Source organism: Pseudomonas sp. A39, from assembly GCF_058145955.1.
Window position 1 is genome coordinate 18,755 of sequence record NZ_JBYVMD010000053.1, and the last position, 19,820, is coordinate 38,574.

At 50.7% G+C, this 19,820-nt stretch carries 19 protein-coding genes; 8 read left to right on the top strand and 11 right to left on the bottom strand.

Annotation, left to right across the window (positions count from 1 at the left end; all coding sequences use genetic code 11):
* Positions 1–446: 446 nt before the first annotated feature.
* The 8 genes from AC3ZU9_RS27280 to AC3ZU9_RS27315 all read left to right on the top strand — a co-directional run bounded on the left by AC3ZU9_RS27280 (position 447) and on the right by AC3ZU9_RS27315 (position 8,405).
* Entirely contained in the window at positions 447–857 is a 411-nt protein-coding gene (locus AC3ZU9_RS27280) for a sugar 3,4-ketoisomerase (RefSeq protein ID WP_093545886.1), read from the top strand.
* A complete protein-coding gene (locus tag AC3ZU9_RS27285; protein WP_093545889.1) occupies positions 850–1,314 on the top strand; it encodes an acyltransferase in 465 nt (154 codons plus the stop codon). Before AC3ZU9_RS27280 ends, AC3ZU9_RS27285 begins: the two co-directional genes overlap by 8 nt.
* Positions 1,311–2,435 carry a DegT/DnrJ/EryC1/StrS family aminotransferase gene (locus AC3ZU9_RS27290; protein ID WP_490091592.1) on the top strand — a complete coding sequence of 375 codons (1,125 nt, stop codon included), beginning with the start codon at positions 1,311–1,313 and terminating at the stop codon, positions 2,433–2,435. Before AC3ZU9_RS27285 ends, AC3ZU9_RS27290 begins: the two co-directional genes overlap by 4 nt.
* Before the next feature lie 55 nt (positions 2,436–2,490).
* Positions 2,491–4,212 (top strand): ABC transporter ATP-binding protein, encoded by a 1,722-nt coding sequence (locus tag AC3ZU9_RS27295; protein WP_218189872.1) that lies wholly within the window; start codon positions 2,491–2,493, stop codon positions 4,210–4,212.
* A 33-nt stretch (positions 4,213–4,245) separates the two neighbouring features.
* Positions 4,246–5,130: a hypothetical protein gene (locus AC3ZU9_RS27300; RefSeq protein WP_139238005.1), complete on the top strand. Its 885-nt coding sequence runs from the start codon at positions 4,246–4,248 to the stop codon at positions 5,128–5,130.
* A complete protein-coding gene (locus AC3ZU9_RS27305) occupies positions 5,127–6,143 on the top strand; it encodes a glycosyltransferase family A protein (RefSeq protein ID WP_490091593.1) in 1,017 nt (338 codons plus the stop codon). The genes AC3ZU9_RS27300 and AC3ZU9_RS27305 overlap by 4 nt, the downstream gene beginning before the upstream one ends.
* Before the next feature lie 83 nt (positions 6,144–6,226).
* Positions 6,227–7,600 carry a hypothetical protein gene (locus tag AC3ZU9_RS27310; RefSeq protein ID WP_490091594.1) on the top strand — a complete coding sequence of 458 codons (1,374 nt, stop codon included), beginning with the start codon at positions 6,227–6,229 and terminating at the stop codon, positions 7,598–7,600.
* Between the two features lie 319 nt (positions 7,601–7,919).
* Positions 7,920–8,405 carry a hypothetical protein gene (locus AC3ZU9_RS27315; RefSeq protein ID WP_490091595.1) on the top strand — a complete coding sequence of 162 codons (486 nt, stop codon included), beginning with the start codon at positions 7,920–7,922 and terminating at the stop codon, positions 8,403–8,405.
* Between the two features lie 695 nt (positions 8,406–9,100).
* Here AC3ZU9_RS27315 and AC3ZU9_RS27320 read toward each other — a convergent pair.
* The 11 genes from AC3ZU9_RS27320 to ihfB all read right to left on the bottom strand — a co-directional run bounded on the left by AC3ZU9_RS27320 (position 9,101) and on the right by ihfB (position 19,808).
* Positions 9,101–10,015: an IS66 family transposase gene (locus AC3ZU9_RS27320; protein WP_490091596.1), complete on the bottom strand. Its 915-nt coding sequence runs from the start codon at positions 10,013–10,015 to the stop codon at positions 9,101–9,103.
* Positions 10,016–10,076: 61 nt separating this feature from the next.
* Positions 10,077–10,412 (bottom strand): IS66 family insertion sequence element accessory protein TnpB, encoded by a 336-nt coding sequence (gene tnpB, locus AC3ZU9_RS27325; protein WP_490091597.1) that lies wholly within the window; start codon positions 10,410–10,412, stop codon positions 10,077–10,079.
* Positions 10,409–10,741, bottom strand: a complete 333-nt coding sequence (gene tnpA, locus AC3ZU9_RS27330) for an IS66-like element accessory protein TnpA (RefSeq protein ID WP_490091598.1) — start codon at positions 10,739–10,741, stop codon at positions 10,409–10,411. The genes tnpB and tnpA overlap by 4 nt, the downstream gene beginning before the upstream one ends.
* Before the next feature lie 121 nt (positions 10,742–10,862).
* The gene (locus AC3ZU9_RS27335) at positions 10,863–12,884 is read right to left on the bottom strand and encodes a polysaccharide biosynthesis protein (protein WP_093545904.1); all 2,022 of its coding nucleotides are present in this window, start codon (positions 12,882–12,884) and stop codon (positions 10,863–10,865) included.
* A gap of 94 nt (positions 12,885–12,978) precedes the next feature.
* Positions 12,979–13,995, bottom strand: coding sequence for an MraY family glycosyltransferase (locus AC3ZU9_RS27340; protein WP_122809798.1), 1,017 nt, complete (start codon positions 13,993–13,995; stop codon positions 12,979–12,981).
* Between the two features lie 248 nt (positions 13,996–14,243).
* The gene (locus tag AC3ZU9_RS27345; protein WP_122810065.1) at positions 14,244–15,443 is read right to left on the bottom strand and encodes a glycosyltransferase family 4 protein; all 1,200 of its coding nucleotides are present in this window, start codon (positions 15,441–15,443) and stop codon (positions 14,244–14,246) included.
* Between the two features lie 69 nt (positions 15,444–15,512).
* Positions 15,513–16,643, bottom strand: coding sequence for a non-hydrolyzing UDP-N-acetylglucosamine 2-epimerase (wecB, locus tag AC3ZU9_RS27350; RefSeq protein WP_093545910.1), 1,131 nt, complete (start codon positions 16,641–16,643; stop codon positions 15,513–15,515).
* Between the two features lie 71 nt (positions 16,644–16,714).
* Complete coding sequence (wbjC, locus tag AC3ZU9_RS27355) at positions 16,715–17,833, bottom strand: UDP-2-acetamido-2,6-beta-L-arabino-hexul-4-ose reductase (RefSeq protein ID WP_490091599.1); 1,119 nt, start codon at positions 17,831–17,833, stop codon at positions 16,715–16,717.
* Between the two features lie 3 nt (positions 17,834–17,836).
* Positions 17,837–18,871: a polysaccharide biosynthesis protein gene (locus tag AC3ZU9_RS27360; RefSeq protein WP_093545916.1), complete on the bottom strand. Its 1,035-nt coding sequence runs from the start codon at positions 18,869–18,871 to the stop codon at positions 17,837–17,839.
* Between the two features lie 385 nt (positions 18,872–19,256).
* The gene (locus AC3ZU9_RS27365; RefSeq protein ID WP_093545919.1) at positions 19,257–19,487 is read right to left on the bottom strand and encodes a LapA family protein; all 231 of its coding nucleotides are present in this window, start codon (positions 19,485–19,487) and stop codon (positions 19,257–19,259) included.
* A gap of 24 nt (positions 19,488–19,511) precedes the next feature.
* On the bottom strand, positions 19,512–19,808 hold the full coding sequence (gene ihfB / locus AC3ZU9_RS27370; RefSeq protein WP_003218804.1) for an integration host factor subunit beta: 297 nt from the start codon (positions 19,806–19,808) through the stop codon (positions 19,512–19,514).
* Positions 19,809–19,820 lie beyond the last annotated feature (12 nt).

Sequence of the window (19,820 nt, forward strand, 5' to 3'; positions counted from 1 at the left end):
GGATAGTGGCATCTGGTATATTGCGCGACTTGAACGTACTCAGGTCCAACGTGCGGAAACAAATTTTGAGCGCCAGGGGTGACCTTGCGATTGATCGCACCCTGCCATGCGCGCCCCTGTCGGATCTTGGAAACGTTCGGCCAGAACGATGTCGCCGCAAACATCAATCGCCCTTCATGATGAGTATCGAGCGCGGAGGCGATTCATGGAATGTGTCAACCCGATGGGGGCCCCCGGAGTTCACTGTCACGCAAGCCTGATCTCTAGCTGAAGGACTGCCGCCGATTCTATGCCAAAGCGGACAAATGGCTAAACTTTACGTGTACTTCAAGACCGCTTCGCGTAATCTAGAAATTTTCAGATCCGCTTGAAAAAAACGCTAAAGGCCTGAAAACGCAGCTCTATTTATTTTTAGTCAAATTTATTGCAGACGGTGGAAGAGGAAAATGAGCTTAATCAAATGGATTGATTTTCCTAGCTTAGGTGATGAAAGGGGGGGATTGGTAGCTCTCGAAATCGGCATGGAAAAAGCAATCCCTTTTGATATCAAACGTGTTTACTACATTTACCATACCGCTGAAGAAGTTAGCCGTGGATTTCATGCCCACCGCAACTTAAAGCAAGTTGCTATTTGTGTCATGGGGAAACTTAGAATGGTCCTTGATAATGGACTATCCCGTGAAGAATGTTGGATGGAAAACCCTACCAAGGGGATCTTGATCGAGAGCATGGTATGGCGAGAAATGCACGACTTTAGTGACGACTGCATTTTATTAGTACTAGCTAGCGAGCACTATGATGAGTCGGACTATATTCGCAATTATGAAGATTTTATAGAGGCTGCGAAAGATGTCTAAGATCCACTCGCTGGCGGACGTCAAAAGTGGAAATATTGGAGCTGGCACGCGGATATGGCAATTCAGTATTGTCTTTGAAGGTGCCGCCATCGGCAGTAATTGCAATATCTGCGCGCACACTTTAATCGAAAGCGATGTAGTTATTGGTAACAATGTCACCATTAAATCAGGTGTCTTTTTGTGGGACGGCACCCGCATTGAGGACGACGTTTTTCTGGGCCCCAACGCTACATTCACAAATGATCCCATGCCGAGATCTAAGATTTACCCCGAAACGTTTACGGGTATAACAATTATGAAGGGGGCCAGCATTGGCGCCAATGCCACGCTGCTCCCCGGTGTGACTGTAGGATCCTACGCGATGGTTGGTGCGGGGGCTGTTGTGACAAAAAACGTTCCAGCTAGGGCTGTAGTTATTGGCAACCCCGCAAAAATCATCAGGTATATCGACAAATGATTAGCTTTCTCGACTTAAAGAAAATCAACGCCGTGATGCGCGAAGAGTTAATTGAGTCTTGCACTCGAGTTATTGATTCAGGCTGGTTTATTGGCGGCAATGAGCTTTCCACGTTTGAAGCGCAGTTTTCTACTTATACACAGAGCCGTCACTGCATCGGCGTTGCGAACGGCCTTGATGCGCTAAACCTGACATTGCGCGCCTGGAAGGAACTGGGTAGGCTCAAGGAAGGGGATGAGGTTATCGTCCCGGCCAACACTTATATTGCAAGCATTCTTGCCATTACGGAAAATCGGTTGATACCCGTGTTGGTGGAGCCGGATGCAGCGACCTACAATTTGAACCCGCAGCTTGTTGAATCAGCTATCACACCCAAGACCCGGGCAATCATGGCGGTGCACTTGTATGGCCAGCTCTGCGATATGCCAGCATTAATGTCGTTGGCGAAACGAAACAACCTCCTTGTATTGGAAGACTCAGCTCAGGCACACGGCGCCCGCCAGGACGGACGCTGCGCCGGGAGTTGGGGCGATGCATCAGGATTCAGCTTTTACCCAGGCAAAAATCTCGGGGCTTTAGGCGACGCGGGCGCGATCACTACCGACGATGATGAGCTGGCTGATACCCTGAGAGCACTGCGAAATTATGGCTCGCACGAAAAGTACAAGAACCTCTATCAAGGAGTAAACAGCCGCCTCGATGAAATCCAGGCAGCCATGTTGAGTGTCAAACTCAAGTATCTGGATGAGCAAACAACAGCTCGCAGAGATGTCGCCCAGAAATATATGGAAGGCATCCGCAATCCTGTCATAACGCTGCCGTTGGCGGCGGGCACACCCGTGCAATCCCTGGAAAGTCATGTATGGCATGTATTCGTTATTCGATGCAAACGACGTGACGAATTGCAGCAGTACCTGCTCGCTCAAGGGATTCAAACGATCATTCACTATCCTGTCCCAGCACACCAACAACAGGCGTACCAGCAGTGGAACTCCCGCAGTTATCCTCTGACTGAGGCGATACACAAGCAAGTGCTGAGCCTACCGATAAGCCCTGTCATGACCTCGTCAGAAGTTCAATTTGTCATTACAGCTGTCAATAACTTTGTGTGTGAAGCGTGAACTGATGATTGCATCGTTAATAAGACTCTGGAAGTGCCTGACTCTAAAGAGGAAGGTGCAGCTATCTATCATCCTTGTTCTTATGATTATTGCGTCGTTTGCTGAAGTTTTGAGTATCGGCGCGATCGTTCCATTTCTGGCGGTTCTGATCAATCCAGAAAAATTAATGGATCAGCCTCTCGCAAGCAGCGTGCTCACTGCGCTTGGAATCACCCGCGCTGACGGACTGCTTCTGCCCCTTACGATCATTTTCGCGCTTGCGGCCATTTTGTCCGGGGCCAGCCGTTTTGTTTTGATGTGGGCACAGAACCGCTTCAGCTCCGCGGTAGGTAGCGATTTGGCGGGAGGTATCTACAAGGCGGTAATACATCAGCCTTACAGCAAGCACCTTTCGCGAAACAGCAGTGAGGTGATTACGGCTATTTTCAACAAAGTTGACATTGTTGTTCGTGAATTCCTCATTCCCACATTGACGATTGCCAGTTCGGCTTTCATGATGCTCGCGATACTTATCATCGTACTGGCCATTGAACCGGTTGTTGCGTTCCTTGCATTTGCCAGTTTTGGCAGCGTCTACGTCTTAGTAATTTTTGCCACGAAGAAACAACTTGGCAAAGACAGTCTTGAAGTGAGTTCAAGCTCGGACAAAGTTCTAAAGTTACTGAATGAAAGCCTTGAGGGGATTCGTGACGTCATTATCGACGCCTCTCAGCTGTCGTATCGGAAAGACTTTGACGCTGCCGATTCAAAACTGCGCAGGGCCAAAGCCAACATACAAATCATTGCGAACGCGCCGCGGTATACGATCGAATCGTTTGGCATGTTGATGGTTGCTGTATTCGCCTACTGGCTCGCGCAGCAACCTGGAGGATTGTTAGCCTCTATACCGATACTGGGAGCATTAGCCCTGGCGGCACAGCGCCTATTGCCAGTATTGCAGCAGTCTTACGCAGCGTGGGCCTGCATCAGAGGCGCCCATGACTCCTTGCTGGATGTACTCAACCTTCTTCCGGAAACAAACATTCAACTCGATACGGACACGCCCCGAACCCATCACCCCTTCAGTGAGTCGCTGTCACTCAACGCCGTATCTTTCCGTTATGGTGAGAATGGCCCGTGGGTGCTGAAGGATATCAATCTCAACATCCCTAAAGGTGGGCGTATCGGGTTGGTCGGCGCAACAGGAAGTGGTAAAAGTACACTACTCGACATGTTGATGGGATTGTTGACCCCGACCGAGGGTACTTTCCTGGTCGATAACGAGCAGATTACAACTGCTAATTGTCGCAATTGGCAGGCCAACATTGCACATGTACCTCAACTTATATTTCTATCTGACGCCTCGGTGGCGGAGAACATCGCCTTTGGAATAGCTTATCAAGATATAGATCTTGAACGCGTTCGGCGGGCCGCAGAAAAAGCCCAAATGGCAGAAGTTATCGAGTCTTGGGCAGATGGCTACGACACACCAGTAGGGGAAAGAGGCGTTTTTCTATCAGGTGGACAGCGTCAACGTATCGCGATTGCCAGAGCCTTTTATAAAGAAGCAAGCGTTATCGTTCTGGATGAAGCAACCAGCGCGCTTGACAGCAAAACCGAGCTTGAGGTGATGAAAGCCGTAGAAGGGCTTGGTGAGGACATAACATTGATCGTTATCGCCCATCGGCTCAATACCCTCAAGGGATGTGACACAGTGATCGAAATAGAGAATGGCGTAATTGTGAAGAGCGGTTCCTATGAGTCCCTATGCGGCGCCACATTGAAACAGTCTGTGTAAATATGGGCTCCTTGATAATAGGCTTTGGATTTTATGACTCATAATGCTGATCCCACAATCGAAAACGATTGCACCATTCTTGTAAACTCATGCGACAACTATGAGGATGTGTGGCTGCCTTTTTTTAGTGCTTTCAAGGAGATGTGGCCAGATTGCAACTGCAAGATCATCCTCAATACAGAACATAAGAGTTTATGCGTTGAAGGGCTGCAAATAGTCACCTTAAACCTGACCCCGTCAGAAGGTAAAAAACCATGGGGATGGCGGCTGCGCAAAGCGTTGTCCTTAGTGGATACCCCATTCGTCGTTGCGTTGTTTGACGACTTCATCCTGGAAGCGCCAGTCAACAAGGAAAAATTGACCCGGTGCATTCAGGAAATGAAGAATGACACAGAAATTAGCGTATTTTACTTCAATAATATTCCGGGCATGAACACCCCCACCCCTAAACACGAAGGATTCGAACTCATTGGTCAAAGGAACGACTATCGATTGAATTCAGTGCCAGCTGTATGGAGAACCCAACAACTCTTAAAGTTCACAGGAGAGTTGGACTCACCATGGGCTTGGGAGTTTTTTGGCAGTGCGCGAACCTACAGTAGTGATGACCAATTCTATTGCGCTCAGCCAGACAAGGAAGATACGTTTATTTATAACTACAAGCTGGGTGGTGCAATACGCAGAGGCAAGTGGGTTGCAAGCGTCATTACACCGGCGTTGAAAAAATATAATCTCCCCTTGGACCTTAAACACAGAGGGATTGCTAGTGAATCACTATCAGATGGCAAATATAGCTTGAAGTGGAAAGTAGATTTTTTCTTACTAGGTTTCAAAATGATTGGATTCAGCGCCTTCATTTTTCTCTATAGAGTTTTACTCAAAAAACTGTCTAAGCGCTTTCAAAGGTACATTGCATGAGCAAGGCTAACTTCACTTTTGCGGTGATCACTTTCAATCACGAATCATACATCATTGAACACCTTGAAAGCATAAGGTTTTTGATTGAGAACTTCGGATCCACGTACAACTTCAACCTGATCATCGCTGACGATGGCTCACGAGATCGAACCGTCGAACTGGCAAATCAGTGGCTATCAGCACACAACGCCCTATTTTCCAATATCACGGTCTTGGCCGATGGCTCGAATCATGGTACCTGCTTTAACTACACCCGTATCTGGCCGCTGATTGACGGCGATCTATTCAAAATAACCGCTGGCGATGACGTTTACTCTTGCGTAAACATATTTAAAGAGGTGGAACGTTTAAAGCACAACGACTTTTTCTCAGGCTTGCCATTGCTATTAATTGATGGAAAGCTCGGCGAGTCACGCCCTACTATCTTCCATATCTTGGCGACGGACGTTATCTATAAAGGAAAAAAACTTATAGAGCGCCTGAAAGGAATCAGCAGTATTAATACGCCAAATTTGTTCTGCAATAAAAAATTTCTGCAAGACAAAAATCTGTTCGACTTTATAAATAGCTATAGTGTGACTGAAGATTTTCCAATGATGGTGAAAATCGCAAACTCCTATGAAAACATTACTTTTGTACAGACGAGGGAAGTATACGTTTATTACAGACGCACCTCAGGCTCGACCTACCTCATTCGCGGATCTGACTTCGACAAAGACAAACTAAAAGCATTCGACTACATGTTGTCGAACGAAAAAAATTGGCTGGACAGGTTCGTCTTGAGAAATAGAATCTATTGCTACAAACTTGACAATAGTCTTTTTAAAAAACTACTGAACCTAGGGTATTACTCGTACCTATTCAAGTTAATGGCAAATGCATTGCCAATCGCCAAGGCGTGCTCGGAATCCCCTTCGGCTACGCAGGTACATCAAGCGCACTACGATCTAATTGCAAAAAATGCAAATAACTTCTTAGACAGCATTCAAAAAAATCAACCACATATCAAATAAAACCATTGCCACTATAAAAACATAGAATACATATCGTTATTATTCTGTAAGGCAGAGCAACACTATCTTTAAGGAGTTGAAGAATGAGTACCGCAAAGGTCTATGCGCCGTTACTGCTAGTCGAAGCCTATTTATTATTTGGGTTGTGGCTCTTCTTTTTTGGACCTATCTATTGGCCATTGAAGAACCAGGATGAATTCCTCGGCTTCATTTTTTTATACCATGTATTCTTCATAGCCGGTTACATTCTGCAAACTAAATTCTTTGTTAAGCATTCAAGCGTCGAGCCAACCTTAAAACGAGCCCCCATAGACGACAACATATTCATTAGGTACTTCTGGTTCATTCTGCTCATGGCATTCGCGGCGAATGTGGTGGTACACAGGAACACCACGCTTTCGAACTCATATATCCCAGATGACTTCTTTGCTGGTCTTTATCGAGGCCTGGTAATACCTTGGGAGGCTAGGGCCTTCTACGCCTCAGAGGCCTCCTCGGTTGGTTTTGTAAAAAATCCGTACATAACAGCGATAACGCTATTTGCAGGGCCATTCAAATACATACTGTTACCGGGACTTGTATTCTACTGGCATGCATTAAGCAACGTTCGCAGAATTGCAGGAATGCTTGTCCTTACTATACCGTTGCTGACAGGTATCATTGCCAGCTTAAGCGTGATCAATTTTTCTTATGTGTTTATTATCTCGACGTGTCTAAGCGTGCTGGTTATCTCAAGCAAATCCAGCGGCATTGTTTCCACACTCAAACAAAGAAAGTTCTTTCTAGCATTCCTAGCGTTTATGTTCCTTTTTTCTTTCTGGCAGTTTTACAGTGTAAAATCTGCGCATTCGCCATATCAAGTTGTCGTCGAGAATAGCAAACCCCAATCCTTTGATTACTTAAAACAAAAAGGAATAGCATTTAGAAGTGAGGATCCAGGCGCCGAGAGATCTAACATTGTGGACTTTTATGAAAAGCTGACCAGTTATATGGTTCAGGGCTATTACGGAATGTCGGTTTCGCTTGACGAAGATTTCCAATCTTCATATGGCATTGGGCACTCAGTATTCTTGCAAAAATCCTTTGCCCAATACTTAGGCATTGACGTCAGGGAGAGAACATTCCCACATAAAGTTACTGAAAAATGGGATGAGTTTGTTTACTGGCATTCTTTTTATACCTATATAGCCAATGACGTGGGCTTTTGGGGCGTGGCCATCGTCATGCTGATACTGGGCGCTTACTTCTCTTATGTTTACCTTTCCGCGACGCTGCATGATAATTTTTATGCAAAAATGCTGCTCCCTCTGTTCGGAATCCTCTTTTTGTATATCCCGGCAAACAACCAGATCTTCGGCTTTCTCGAATCGATGACTTCTTTTTGGATACTGACGGTGCTGTTTGTCCTATCCAAAAATGCTCGCGTCAATGGCTATGCAAAAGTTAAAAATACTTAAACACTATGAATGGCCGTCAACGCGTGCTTAGTACCACGCGTTACCGCTGGAGTGAGCTGTGGGCTCCGAGGGGAGGCCTTACTCAGCCGTTAACACAATGGCGCGCACCAAGGACTGAGGAACCGGGATGTTCGCCGGCAACTCGGCTTAAGCTGTAAGCGTCTGGCGAAGTCACCTTGCCCTATCAATGGATGCCGTGCTGACCTGTGCAAGAGTTTTCCCCGTAAGCTTACGGTGTGGGGATCGCTAAAGATCCATATATCATGCCAAACGACAGGCCGTCGCACCTACTCCATCGCTGATACTTAAAGGATTATATATGACAGCCGAACTGCACACGGGGGGGCGCGCCGGCTACAGCACTCTCGACTGGAACAATGGATGCGACGTTAACCTGGGCGACGTCATTCACCAGCTTCCTCAGCTCGTACTGGGCCGTTATGTGGCAATCGCGTGGTCGGATAGCGGGCGCTATGACCTTAGCGCTGCTGAGATCGCTAGCGGGTGGCAACGAGTAGGTGACTTGGCTATCAGTCCTATGATTACGGATGTCGGTCAGTTGCCGACGCCGGGCTTTGATGAGTGGTATGTCTTTGAGCGCTTACCTGATAGGGCGAGGTTAGCCAAATTTAGTAGCGCTATTGCATTTGAACCTTTCGGAGAGAGCGATAAGGTCTACGAGTTCTGGTCACAAATTGAAGATTTGCAACCAACGCACGCTCTGCTTGGCGCCTGTCCTAGCCTTTTACTGATCACTCAGGACGCAGCAATGTATGAGCGCGTACTTGCTTTTTATTTGACCTAAGGACGCTCTGAAAAAGACTTTCAACTCTTGTGAAGGCGGTTGCATATCATACCTCGCCCCCCCCGGATTGCTACTAATAGTCTGGTCAACACGCTCGCCGAGCGTTTGCGAAGACGTGTCTAGCTCTGCTGGAGTAGAGCTTTCAGCGCGACGATGTATAGCCAAATCAAACCTTTTCGCCCCGCCCTAGGCCAGCGCTGCCGCCAAACGCTGGTCTCTCTGCCAAACAACATCGGTAATTGCAAACGCCTCTAACGCCTTAGAGGAGTTAATGGCTTGCTCCCTACTCAGCATACTTCCAAGGAAGTTAATACCGCCCCACCGGGAGTTAGAAGCATCTATTACCCGACAGCCTGGCCCGGTTTCACTCTGACGCCACTCCAGTGCAACGCATTGTTTGAGAGATGGATCATTGCCCGTCCCCCAGCCTCCTATGCTTACGGCCATGTCAGCGCCGAACTCGGGATGAGACGCTGTGTAGGTGCATAGGTAAACTGCGTATGCACCTTCTTGGTCATTAACGAACCCGCGAAAGGTTCTAGTTTCGTGACCACATCCGTCGCAATGTCCGATGACTTTCTCATCGCCCAGTTCTATCTCTAAAGCATTATCCATATCCATAAGTATCCTTTCTTCTAAATCATCTTGAACGTACACGGCCTGCCGAAACTGAAAGGGAATTTACCTTGCGCACATCAGGCACGCATCCACTGATGCGGCAGCAGTTGGTCAATCTCACTTGCACGCTGCGCCGGCAGGCGCGTCAGCACATCTTTGAGATACGCATAAGGATCGTGTCCATTCATGCGCGCTGACTGGATCAAGCTCATGATTGCTGCCGCCCGTTTGCCGCTGCGTAGAGATCCGGCGAGCAACCAGTTGGAGCGCCCAAGTGCCCACGGCCTGATCTGGTTTTCGACTTGGTTGTTGTCTATGGGCACAGCTCCGTCGTCCAGGTAGCGCGTCAGCGCTACCCAGCGTTTAAGGCTGTAATCTAGGGCTTTGGCTGTTGCCGATCCGTTGGGCACCAGATCACGCTGGGCCAACAGGCCTGCGGTCGGGATGCCGTTGTCGATCACTTGGGACGGCACAGGCGCCTGGATCAGTGTTTCGCACTGGCGGCAGGCCCATTTTCCACGCACATGCTGCTCGACGGTGAACACGCCGGGTGTGTAATCGAGCTTCTCGCTGACGTCTTCGCCAATGCGCTGAAGTTGGCAGCCGCAGACGCACTGGGTGTTTTCTGGCTCGTGACGGATCACTGTACGTGGGAACTGCGGTGGCAGCGGCGCACGCTTGGGTTTCTGACGTAGTTCGTCCGGTGCAGATGGCGGATTGACCGCCTTCAACTCGGCCTCGATGGCCGCGATATCAGTGTCGAGCAGGTCGTCGAGCAAGCTACCTTGGTCAGGGCTTAGCTGTTCGCTGCGCTTGGCGAACCTGTGTCGCTTGAGGATGGCAATCTCATGAGCGAGTTGCTCGTTGACCGTTTCAAGGCGATGGATTTTCTGGCCCATCGAGTCGACCTGATGTAGCAACTGCAAGGCCTGTTCGGCCAAAGCACGTAGCTGTTCCGGTGTCATTTGATCGAGGTTGGGCGAGGAAGTCATGCCGCTGATTGTGCCAGAGCCGGAAGTCAGCAGCGATAAACCTATGGGTTAATGGCAGGCGTTACAACACTGTGATCAAGCCGCCAACACCGACCCGTTGCCATGGCAAGCCCAGTACCAAAGCCTGAAGTTGCTCGTTATCGAGTTCGACCTCCGATCCGTGCCGAATGCCGGGCCAGTGAAACTTGCCTTGATTCAATCGTCGCGCCGCCAGCCAGATACCCACGCCGTCATGCACCAGAACTTTCATCCGATTGGCGCGGCGATTGGCGAACAGATAAGCGCAGTGCGGCTTCGCCGCACCGAACACGGCAATGACCCGGGCTAACGCGGTTTCGGTGCCGGCGCGCATGTCCATCGGTTCGGTGGCGAGCCAGATCGCATCGACTCGAATCACTGCAACAGGTCTCGCAGAAAGGAGGCACAGGCGGCAGCGCTTTCGGTTGGCCAGTTCACTTTGACGGTGCCACGCGAATGCTGGATTTCAACGCAGATGCTCAATGACGGAGCCTTGGAGTGCCCTCCGGCGAGCTGTAAAGGAAGCGGAATGAAAGCAGGTCGCAGCTCCATGGCTTTGTTCGTTTGTACCCGAATCCATTTATGGACGAGGTTCGCGTTAAGGCTGTGGTGCTGTGCGACGCTTGCAATCGACGCGCCGGGCTGAGCGCACTCTTGGACTACCTGGGCCTTGAAGAATTTGGAATAGGATCGGCGTTGTGGCTGCATAGAAAGACCCGCTTAAAAGGCTAGAAATGGTGTCCACCTAAATTAGGTGGACACCATCGCCTTTGGCGTCGGGGTCAGGAAGGTGAGTTGGCCGGACGCTTACCTTAAGCTCGCTCAGCAGTCAACCGGACGGAGAGCGGGCAGACAACTCGCCATCACAGTGCCGCTGAGTATGCATCCAGTCAACAATCTCCCCCTCCGGGTTGTAGCCGCTTACAACGCTTTTCAAAATCTGCCTGACGAGCACGTAATCATTCTCTTCAACGCCCGCCAACAAAGCTTGCAACTTCAGTTTGAGGACATCCCATGTTAGAAACTCCTCACTTGCCCGCATAATCATCGGGTGGCTCGTGGCTGCAACGTTGTCACCTATCAACAATTCCTCATAAAGTTTTTCACCTGGACGTAGCCCACTAAAATTGATCAGGATATCCCCGTGTGGGTTCCTATCTGAACGAATACTCAACCCCGACAGATGGACCATCTTCTCAGCAAGCTCCACGATCTTCACGGGCTCGCCCATGTCGAGCACGAACACATCGCCCCCCAACCCAAGAGAACCCGCCTGAATCACCAACTGTGCAGCCTCGGGTATGGTCATGAAGTAACGCGTGATCTTCGGGTGGGTGACGGTCAAAGGTCCCCCCGCCTGGATCTGCTTGTGGAACAACGGTATAACCGAGCCCGAAGAGCCCAGCACATTACCAAAGCGAACCATGGTGAAACGTGTTTTGTTGACGCGAGAAACTTTCGATGTATCGCCAAACAGAACCGGGGCCAGCTCCTTGCTCAATGCTTGCAACACTAACTCAGCAAGACGCTTGGTACTGCCCATGACATTAGTCGGCCGTACAGCTTTGTCGGTTGAGATAAGAACGAAATTTTCGACCCCCGCCTGCAAGGCAGCTTGAGCAGTATTAAGTGTGCCAATCACATTATTGAGAATGCCCTCGGCAATATTGTGCTCCACCATGGGCACATGTTTATAGGCCGCTGCGTGGTAGACCGTATCGACGGACCAGACCTTCATGACTTCAAGTAGCCTATCCTGATGCCGCACTGAGCCAAGTATAGGTAACAGTTTTACGCTCAGGGACTCCGACTGTACGCGCTGCTCAAGCTCGGACAAAATGCAGTACAAGTTGTATTCGCCATGATCAAACAACAGCAAAGTCGTGGGCCCAAGCGTCAGTATCTGGCGGCAGAGCTCCGAGCCGATAGAGCCGCCCGCCCCCGTCACCATCACCACGCGTTGCTTGATGCATCTTTCCAACAGCTCATCCTGAGCCGGTACAGGATCCCGACCCAGCAGGTCGGCAATATCCACTTCCTGAATGTCATCGACCTTGACCCGACCACTCGCTAAGTCCATGAACCCAGGGACGCTACGCACGTGCAACGGGTAGCCTTCAAGGTATCCGAGTATTTCCCGACGTCGCGCCCTTGTAGATGAAGGGATCGCCAGCAGCAGCTCCTCGGCACCGGTATCGTCGATCATTCGTTGAATATGCTTCGGTTTATACACCTGCAGCCCGGAAATCACGCGATCGGCAATACTATTGTCGTCGTCAATGAAGGCAACCGGACGCATCAGTTTTCCCATGCGCAATGCGGCCACCAGTTGGTTGCCCGCCGCCCCAGCGCCATAAATAGCCACCTTGGGCAGACCATCATCGCGATTTGTGAAAGGAACGTGCTGAGCCGCGGCAAACCAGTCGCCAAGGAAATACTGACGCATACCAAGGCGCAAGCCGCCAATGATAACCATGCTCAGCCACCAATAGTTGAATACGATTGAACGAGGTACAACTGTCTGGTGATTGCTATAAAGGTATACGACGAGCGCCAGCAATAGAGCTGACAAACTGACCGCCTTGATGATGGCAATTAACGCATCATTTCCAAAATAGCGCATGACGGCGCGGTACATGCCGAAGTTGATAAAAAGCGGAATAGCGATAACCGGCGCACTGAGAAATAGCCATAAATGGACGACAAATGGGTTGTTCAGTTCGTCAAATCCCAAACGAACGACAAACGCAAGCCAAAGCGCTACCCACACAAGCACGATATCGGTGGCAACTTGCAGAATGCGTTTTTGCCTACGTGGCAAGCCCACCAGGCGGGTGCGTAGATTATCCATAAACCCTTTTTATACCTCAGTCCTTAGCACCGCCAGAAAAAACGGCGGTTCCATGTTGTGCTTCGTGTGATGTTCAAACGATGCTGCCAACAAATTATCCGGTTTTTTCCAGCTCACCAGCATGAAACTTGATAGCCAGCAGTACCAGCGGAACATAAGCCAGCACCAACCCCAAGACGCCATCAAAGCCTAACCCGACGCAGAGACCAATGGGTAGCAGCCAGAGCACGTTGATGGCTGTGACCGCCAGCGTGACGGGCAAGTGCCGCCCCGCTTGGCGCGATGCATACTGATAGGCATGACTGCGGTGCGCCTCGTATACCTTATCCCCACGCAGTAAGCGTCGGCCCAAGGTAAAGGTAGCATCAACAATAAATACGCCTAGCAAAATGAGCCAGACCCATAGCAACTCACTCGCCGACCAAGCGGCCTGCAATGAGAGCACGCCAATCACAATGCCAAGGAATCCGCTGCCTGCGTCCCCCATGAAAATGCGCGCGGGCGGGAAATTCCAATAGAGGAAACCAAGCACACAAAACGCTAATAGCAAGGGTCCCAGCATGATCGCCTCATGACCGGTCAGCCAGTACACAAGGCATGCCCCCAGACAGGCGCAGACAGCCTCGACGCTCGCAATTCCATCGATCCCGTCCATGAAGTTATACAGATTGAGCATCCAAACCAGGTACATCGCAGCCAGCAAATACCCAATCCAGCCGAGGTCCACGTCAAACCCCAGCAATTCGATAACGGGCAGCCCCCCCATCCAGAAAAGCGCCCACCCGGCTGCAACAAAATGTGCCAGTAGACGCCAACGCGCGGCAATATGGCCGTGATCATCAAGGAACCCAACCACAGCAATCAGTGCACCGCTCCCCAGTATTGGCCAAGTAGCCTCCCAACTGATCGATCCAGTGCCGGCCATCAAGCCTATTGCTGTCAAATACGTCAGAACGATAGCGACGCCACCACCTCGCGGCGTCGGTACGGTGTGGGAGCTGCGGCCGTTGGGTATGTCCATCAGGCTGCGAGACAAGGCGTAGCGACGTAACACCCAAGTCAACAGAAGTGACGTTATTAGTACCGCTGCGAATACGAACCAGAGGGTCATGTAAGATTAGGTTCCTGGAACAAAATGCGGGCAAGAAAGGCTCCGCATTTTTCGCAGCGCCCATCAAGCCGGTAAGATTTTTCGAAGACTGTCTAGCGGTTTATTACAACACCGTGTCAATTTATGACGAGTAGAAAATGCTGGAACTCCGTACTGTGGAGGTCATCCGCACGCGGGCACCTAACTAGCAAACCGCGGACAAAACTGCTGAGCCTGGCACCCCAACCACACAGCGCGACAACACTTATTCATCGTTTATGATTTCGCCTCAAGGTACCTTTCCTGAAAAGTACCTCGAGACGGTCAAACAACGTTGCCTTTGAAAAGTGCTCACGGTAGTAACGTCTGCCAGCCACCCCCATTCTCTCCAGCTCGGACGCAGGCAATGAGCTCATGGCACGTACGATCTCGGCGAGCCCCGTGGCATCGCCAGAGCCACACGCCATACCTGCAGTCGACTCTACAACCACGCGGGCAGCCTCGCCATCGATCATGGCGATAACGGGCTTCCCTGACGCAAGATATGCCTGCACCTTACCCGGAATGGTTTTCTCGAAGACTTCATTTGTCTTCAATGACACCAACAGCGCGTCTGCGGTCGCGAAAAGTGCAGGCATTTTTTCCAACGGATGCCGCCCCAACAATAGAACGTTATCCAGTTGGTACTCCGCTACATGTTTGGCCAACCACTCACTGGCCCGACCATTTCCGACGATCACCCAACGCACAGGCAATTCAGCCTTGATCGCTTTGGCTGCCTCCATAATGGCTGGAAAATCCTGGGCTTCACCGATATTCCCAGCGAAAAGGATCGTGAAGACTGACTCATCGCGGGTCAGCAAGTCAGAAGCCGTCTGCACATCGCCAGAAAAGTCGTCTTCGGCCCAGCTTGGGAAGTACACCAGACGATCGGCTGAAATCGAGCGAGTGCAGTACTTCCGCACATCCTCGTCAAAGGAACGCGACTGTAACAACAGATAATCGGAACGGTTGTAGATCCAGGACACCATTTTCCCGACGAGACCAAGCAACCTCGGGTTCTTGATTACCCCTACCGCATTCAGGGTTTCAGGCCACAAATCCAAGACCCAGACAAATACCGGTGCGTTTTTCAGACGCCCAAGTACCAGTGCTGGAATAGCGCCCATAATCGGCGAGACGCCATACACGAAAATGGCGTCGAATGACTGTCCCCGCAACTTGTAGCACCCGAAGATTGAAGCGCTGGTAAAAAACGACAGGTAATTCAAGGCAAGCGTAATACTACGCTTGCCTCGCGCCAACATCGGAACTCGAACAATGCTCGCGCCCTGATAGCGAGAGAACTGTGCGGGGTCACGCAGATAATCGGCATAGACCAGCCCTTCCGGATAGTTGGGCTGCCCTGTGAGCACTGTTACTTCATGACCTTTGGCGACAAAACCCTCGACCATGTTGTTGATGCGCATGTTTTCAGGCCAAAAATACTGGGTGACCACCAAAACCTTAAGCGGGCGTTCCTCGGTGAGCCTATCCAATCAGTATTGCTTCCATACAGTACGCATGACGTAGTCGCGATAGCTGTGGATGATCCTCGCGACCTTCTCGGAGACATTCGGCATGCTGTAGTCTGCGACCAGGCGCAGCGTACGCTCCTGGCCACTGGCTTGGCTTTCCAGCAATTGCAAACCCTGCATTACACGCTCAGTTTCCAGGCCGACCATCATCACTGCAGCTTCTTCCATCCCCTCTGGACGCTCGTGTGCTTCCCGCATGTTCAGTGCTGGGAAGTTGAGGATTGAAGATTCTTCATTGATAGTACCGCTGTCCGAGAGTGCAGCTTTGGACGTCAGTTGTAGCTTGTTGTAATCCTTGAACCCGAGCGGCTTGAGCAGTTGCACATTTTTGTGAAAAATCACACCCATCGCATCTACACGCTTTTGGGTGCGCGGATGCGTACTCACGATGACTGGAAAGTCATAATGGGCAGCAACGGTATTAAGCACGTCTACCAATTTGAGGAAGTTCTTATCGGAATCGATATTTTCCTCACGGTGGGCACTCACGACAAAAAATTTGCCGGTCTCAAGTCCCAGTCGCTCCAAGACATCCGAAGCCTCAATACCTTCACGGTAGTAATTGAGCACCTCATACATCGGGCTACCAGTCTTAATCACCATGTCCGGCGACAGGCCTTCGCGTAGTAAGTAATCTCGAGCGATACTGCTATAGGTCAGATTAATATCTGCTGTGTGGTCAACGATGCGTCGATTGATCTCTTCTGGGACGCGCATATCGAAACAGCGATTGCCGGCCTCCATATGAAAAGTAGGAATCTTGCGACGCTTCGCGGGAATGACAGCCATGCAGCTATTGGTGTCACCGAGCACCAACAAGGCCTCTGGTTTCGTTTCCTCCAGCACACGGTCCACAGCAATGATCACGTTGCCGATGGTCTGCGCGCCGCTGCAACCCGCTGCGTTGAGAAAGTGGTCCGGCTTGCGAATACCAAGATCCTGGAAGAATATCTCGTTCAATTCGTAATCATAGTTCTGTCCGGTATGTACCAGGATGTGTTCACAATGCTCATCCAGCTTGGCCATCACCCGCGACAAACGGATGATTTCCGGACGAGTGCCCACAACCGTGACAACTTTCAGCTTTTTCATCTAAATATTCTTTCCTGAGTCATTGATGTCGGAATTATCGACCGAGATCACGGCCTCACGCGCCTGACAGATCAGGCTCGAGTTCCAACCGACATTGCAAAAGTATCCGGCCGTTCGCGATCAAAGATCTCATTAGCCCACAACATGACGACCATCTCGTCATCACCGACATTGGTAATATCGTGCGTCCAACCAGGCACCGTCTCCACGATCTGAGGACGCTCACCGTCGGTGTGCAACTCGTAAAACTCGCCAGAAACAATATGGCGAAAGCGGAAGCAAGCCTTGCCTTTGATCACCAGGAATTTTTCGGTTTTGCTGTGGTGGTAATGTCCGCCACGGGTAATACCAGGGTGGGCGGTGAAATAAGAAAACTGGCCACTGTCCTTGGTCTTCAGCATTTCGACAAAAACACCACGTGGATCGCCGTGCTTTTGCACTTCATAAGTGAACTGTTCGACAGGCAAGTAGCTGACATAGGTCGAATAGAGCGCACGCACCAGCCCTGAGCCAACAGCTTCACTGATCAACGAATTACGACTCTCGCGGAACGCATGCAGCTGGTCAGCCAGATCACCCACAGTAATGCTGTATACCGGTTGCACCTGCGCAACGCGGTCAGTGGACACACCGGCATCCATGGCCCTGATGAAACAATCGACGACGTCGTCGATGTAGACCAGGCTGATTACAGCCTCCCGATCATTGACCTGGATAGGCAAGCCTCGGGTGATATTGTGGCAAAAGGTGGCGACGGCGGAGTTGTAATCAGGACGTGCCCACTTACCAAACACATTGGGTAGGCGCAAAACCTCCACCCTGGAACCATGGCTTGACCGCAGGTCATGCAACGCCTGCTCGGCCGCCAACTTGCTGACACCATATGGGTTGTCACGATCGGCCTGGGTGGACGAGGTATAAAGCACTGGTATGGGCCTACCACTTGCCTTGATCGCATGGCAAAGCGCAAGGGTCAGATCGGTGTTGCCGACTTTGAATTCTTCCGGTGATTGCGGTCGATTAACCCCGGCCAAGTGAAACACAAAATCACAATCGGCCACTCGCGCGGCCAACTCGGCAACGCTGTTTTCCCGAGTGAAGGAGACGACCTCTACATCCTTGCGCTCATTCAGGTGCGCAATCAGGTTCTTACCGACAAAGCCATTGGCGCCGGTGATCAATACCTTCATCACTCACTCCTCGGGCGTAGCGTGTTCGCCACGCTGAATCGCCTGCATGAACTCAAGCTTAAGCAAGAGTCGTTGCATGCCAGCCAGATCCAATCGTTCGGTATTGTGGGAGTTGTAATCTTCTGTGCGAGAAATTTTCTCTTCACCTTGCTCCACGAACTTGGAGTAGTTCAGATCGCGCAGATCGGGTGGCACTCGGTAGTAGTCACCCCGATCTTCGGCACAAGCCATCTCCTCACGGCTCAACAGCGCCTCGAAGAGCTTCTCGCCATGCCGCGTACCGATCACTTGAATAGGGTGTTCAGGCTTGCCAACCATAGAGGTCAACGCTTTGGCCAGGGTCTCGACCGTCGCCGCTGGCGCCTTCTGCACAAACAAGTCACCGTTGCGACCGTGCTCGAATGCATACAAAACCAGATCGACGGCATCCGCGAGGGTCATCATGAACCGACTCATGTTTGGATCAGTCAGCGTCAACGCTTGCCCTGCACGAATCTGCTCGATGAAGAGTGGGATAACGGAGCCCCGCGAAGCCATGACATTGCCGTAGCGAGTGCCACAAATAACGGTTTTCTTGTCATCCACATTGCGAGACTTGGCCACCATTACTTTTTCCATCATTGCCTTGGAGATACCCATGGCATTGATAGGGTAGACGGCTTTGTCGGTGCTCAAGCACACCACGCGCTTGACTGCGTTCTGGATCGCAGCCTCAAGAACGTTTTCGGTACCGATAACGTTCGTTTTAACCGCTTCCATCGGGTGAAACTCACAGGAAGGAACCTGCTTGAGCGCTGCCGCATGAAAAATGTAATCCACTCCGCGGGTGGCGTTGAGTACGCTCTGATAATCACGCACATCGCCGATATAAAATTTCAGTTTGGCGTTAGCGTAACGCTTACGCATATCGTCCTGCTTCTTCTCGTCTCGACTGAAGATGCGGATTTCATCGATGTCGCTGTCGAGAAAACGTTTGAGTACTGCGTTGCCGAATGAACCAGTGCCACCAGTGATAAGAAGTGTTTTTCCGCTAAACATAATGAGTCCTAATGCAACGCGCACTGCACAACAAGCTTCTAGCTGGCGAATCACCTCAGAATCTGCCATCCAATTAATCTACTGACCCACTGGTATGCCCAGCGGTGAAGATATCCAAGGAAAACGTCGGGGTTTGCTCGCCTACAGCCTGAAAATCAGCTTTGCGTGGTGCAGTTAAAGATGAGGGATTTTAAAATGGAGTCCATTTTAAGCGCTGCATTCTCAATGTCAAAAGCGAACGCAGATAAATGACGTGCTGGCGCTTGCCTTAACTGTCACATCAGGACGGAACCGGCCCTGGCTGGATGAACAAAGGACTGACGGGATTCCGATGTTTGGGCGGCTCAGCCAACCTTTCCAGATAAGCTAAGGCGTGACGATCAGGCTAACGCACTTGCTGAGAATTCCTGCGACCTACTAACAACGCGAGCACAGGGCTAACAAGCATCCCGAGAATCAATGCAAGCGTCACAAAAACCGAAATCGGAAGCTCGACTGTAGACCAGCCAAAAAATGCCAATGAGGTGCCCTGCTGGTTTTCCAGCACAAAGGCCAACACAAAAAGAGCGACGAGCAAAGCAGCCATTACTACAAAAACGCGTTTGGCCCTACGCATAACTTTCTCCCGATCAAAATAGACTCAGACGCCTTCTTCTTCGTCTTCGTTCACCCGATCCCGCAACTCCTTCCCTGGCTTGAAATGAGGCACAAACTTCCCATCCAGACTCACCGACTGCCCAGTCTTGGGATTCCGCCCTACCCGCGGCGCGCGATAGTGCAGCGAGAAGCTGCCAAACCCACGGATCTCAATCCGATCACCAGTCGCCAGGCACTGGGACATTTGCTCGAGCATGGTCTTGATAGCCAGCTCAACATCCTTGGATGAGAGCAGCCCTTGATGGGTGACAATTCGTTCGATCAACTCCGACTTCGTCATATTTTTCCCTTC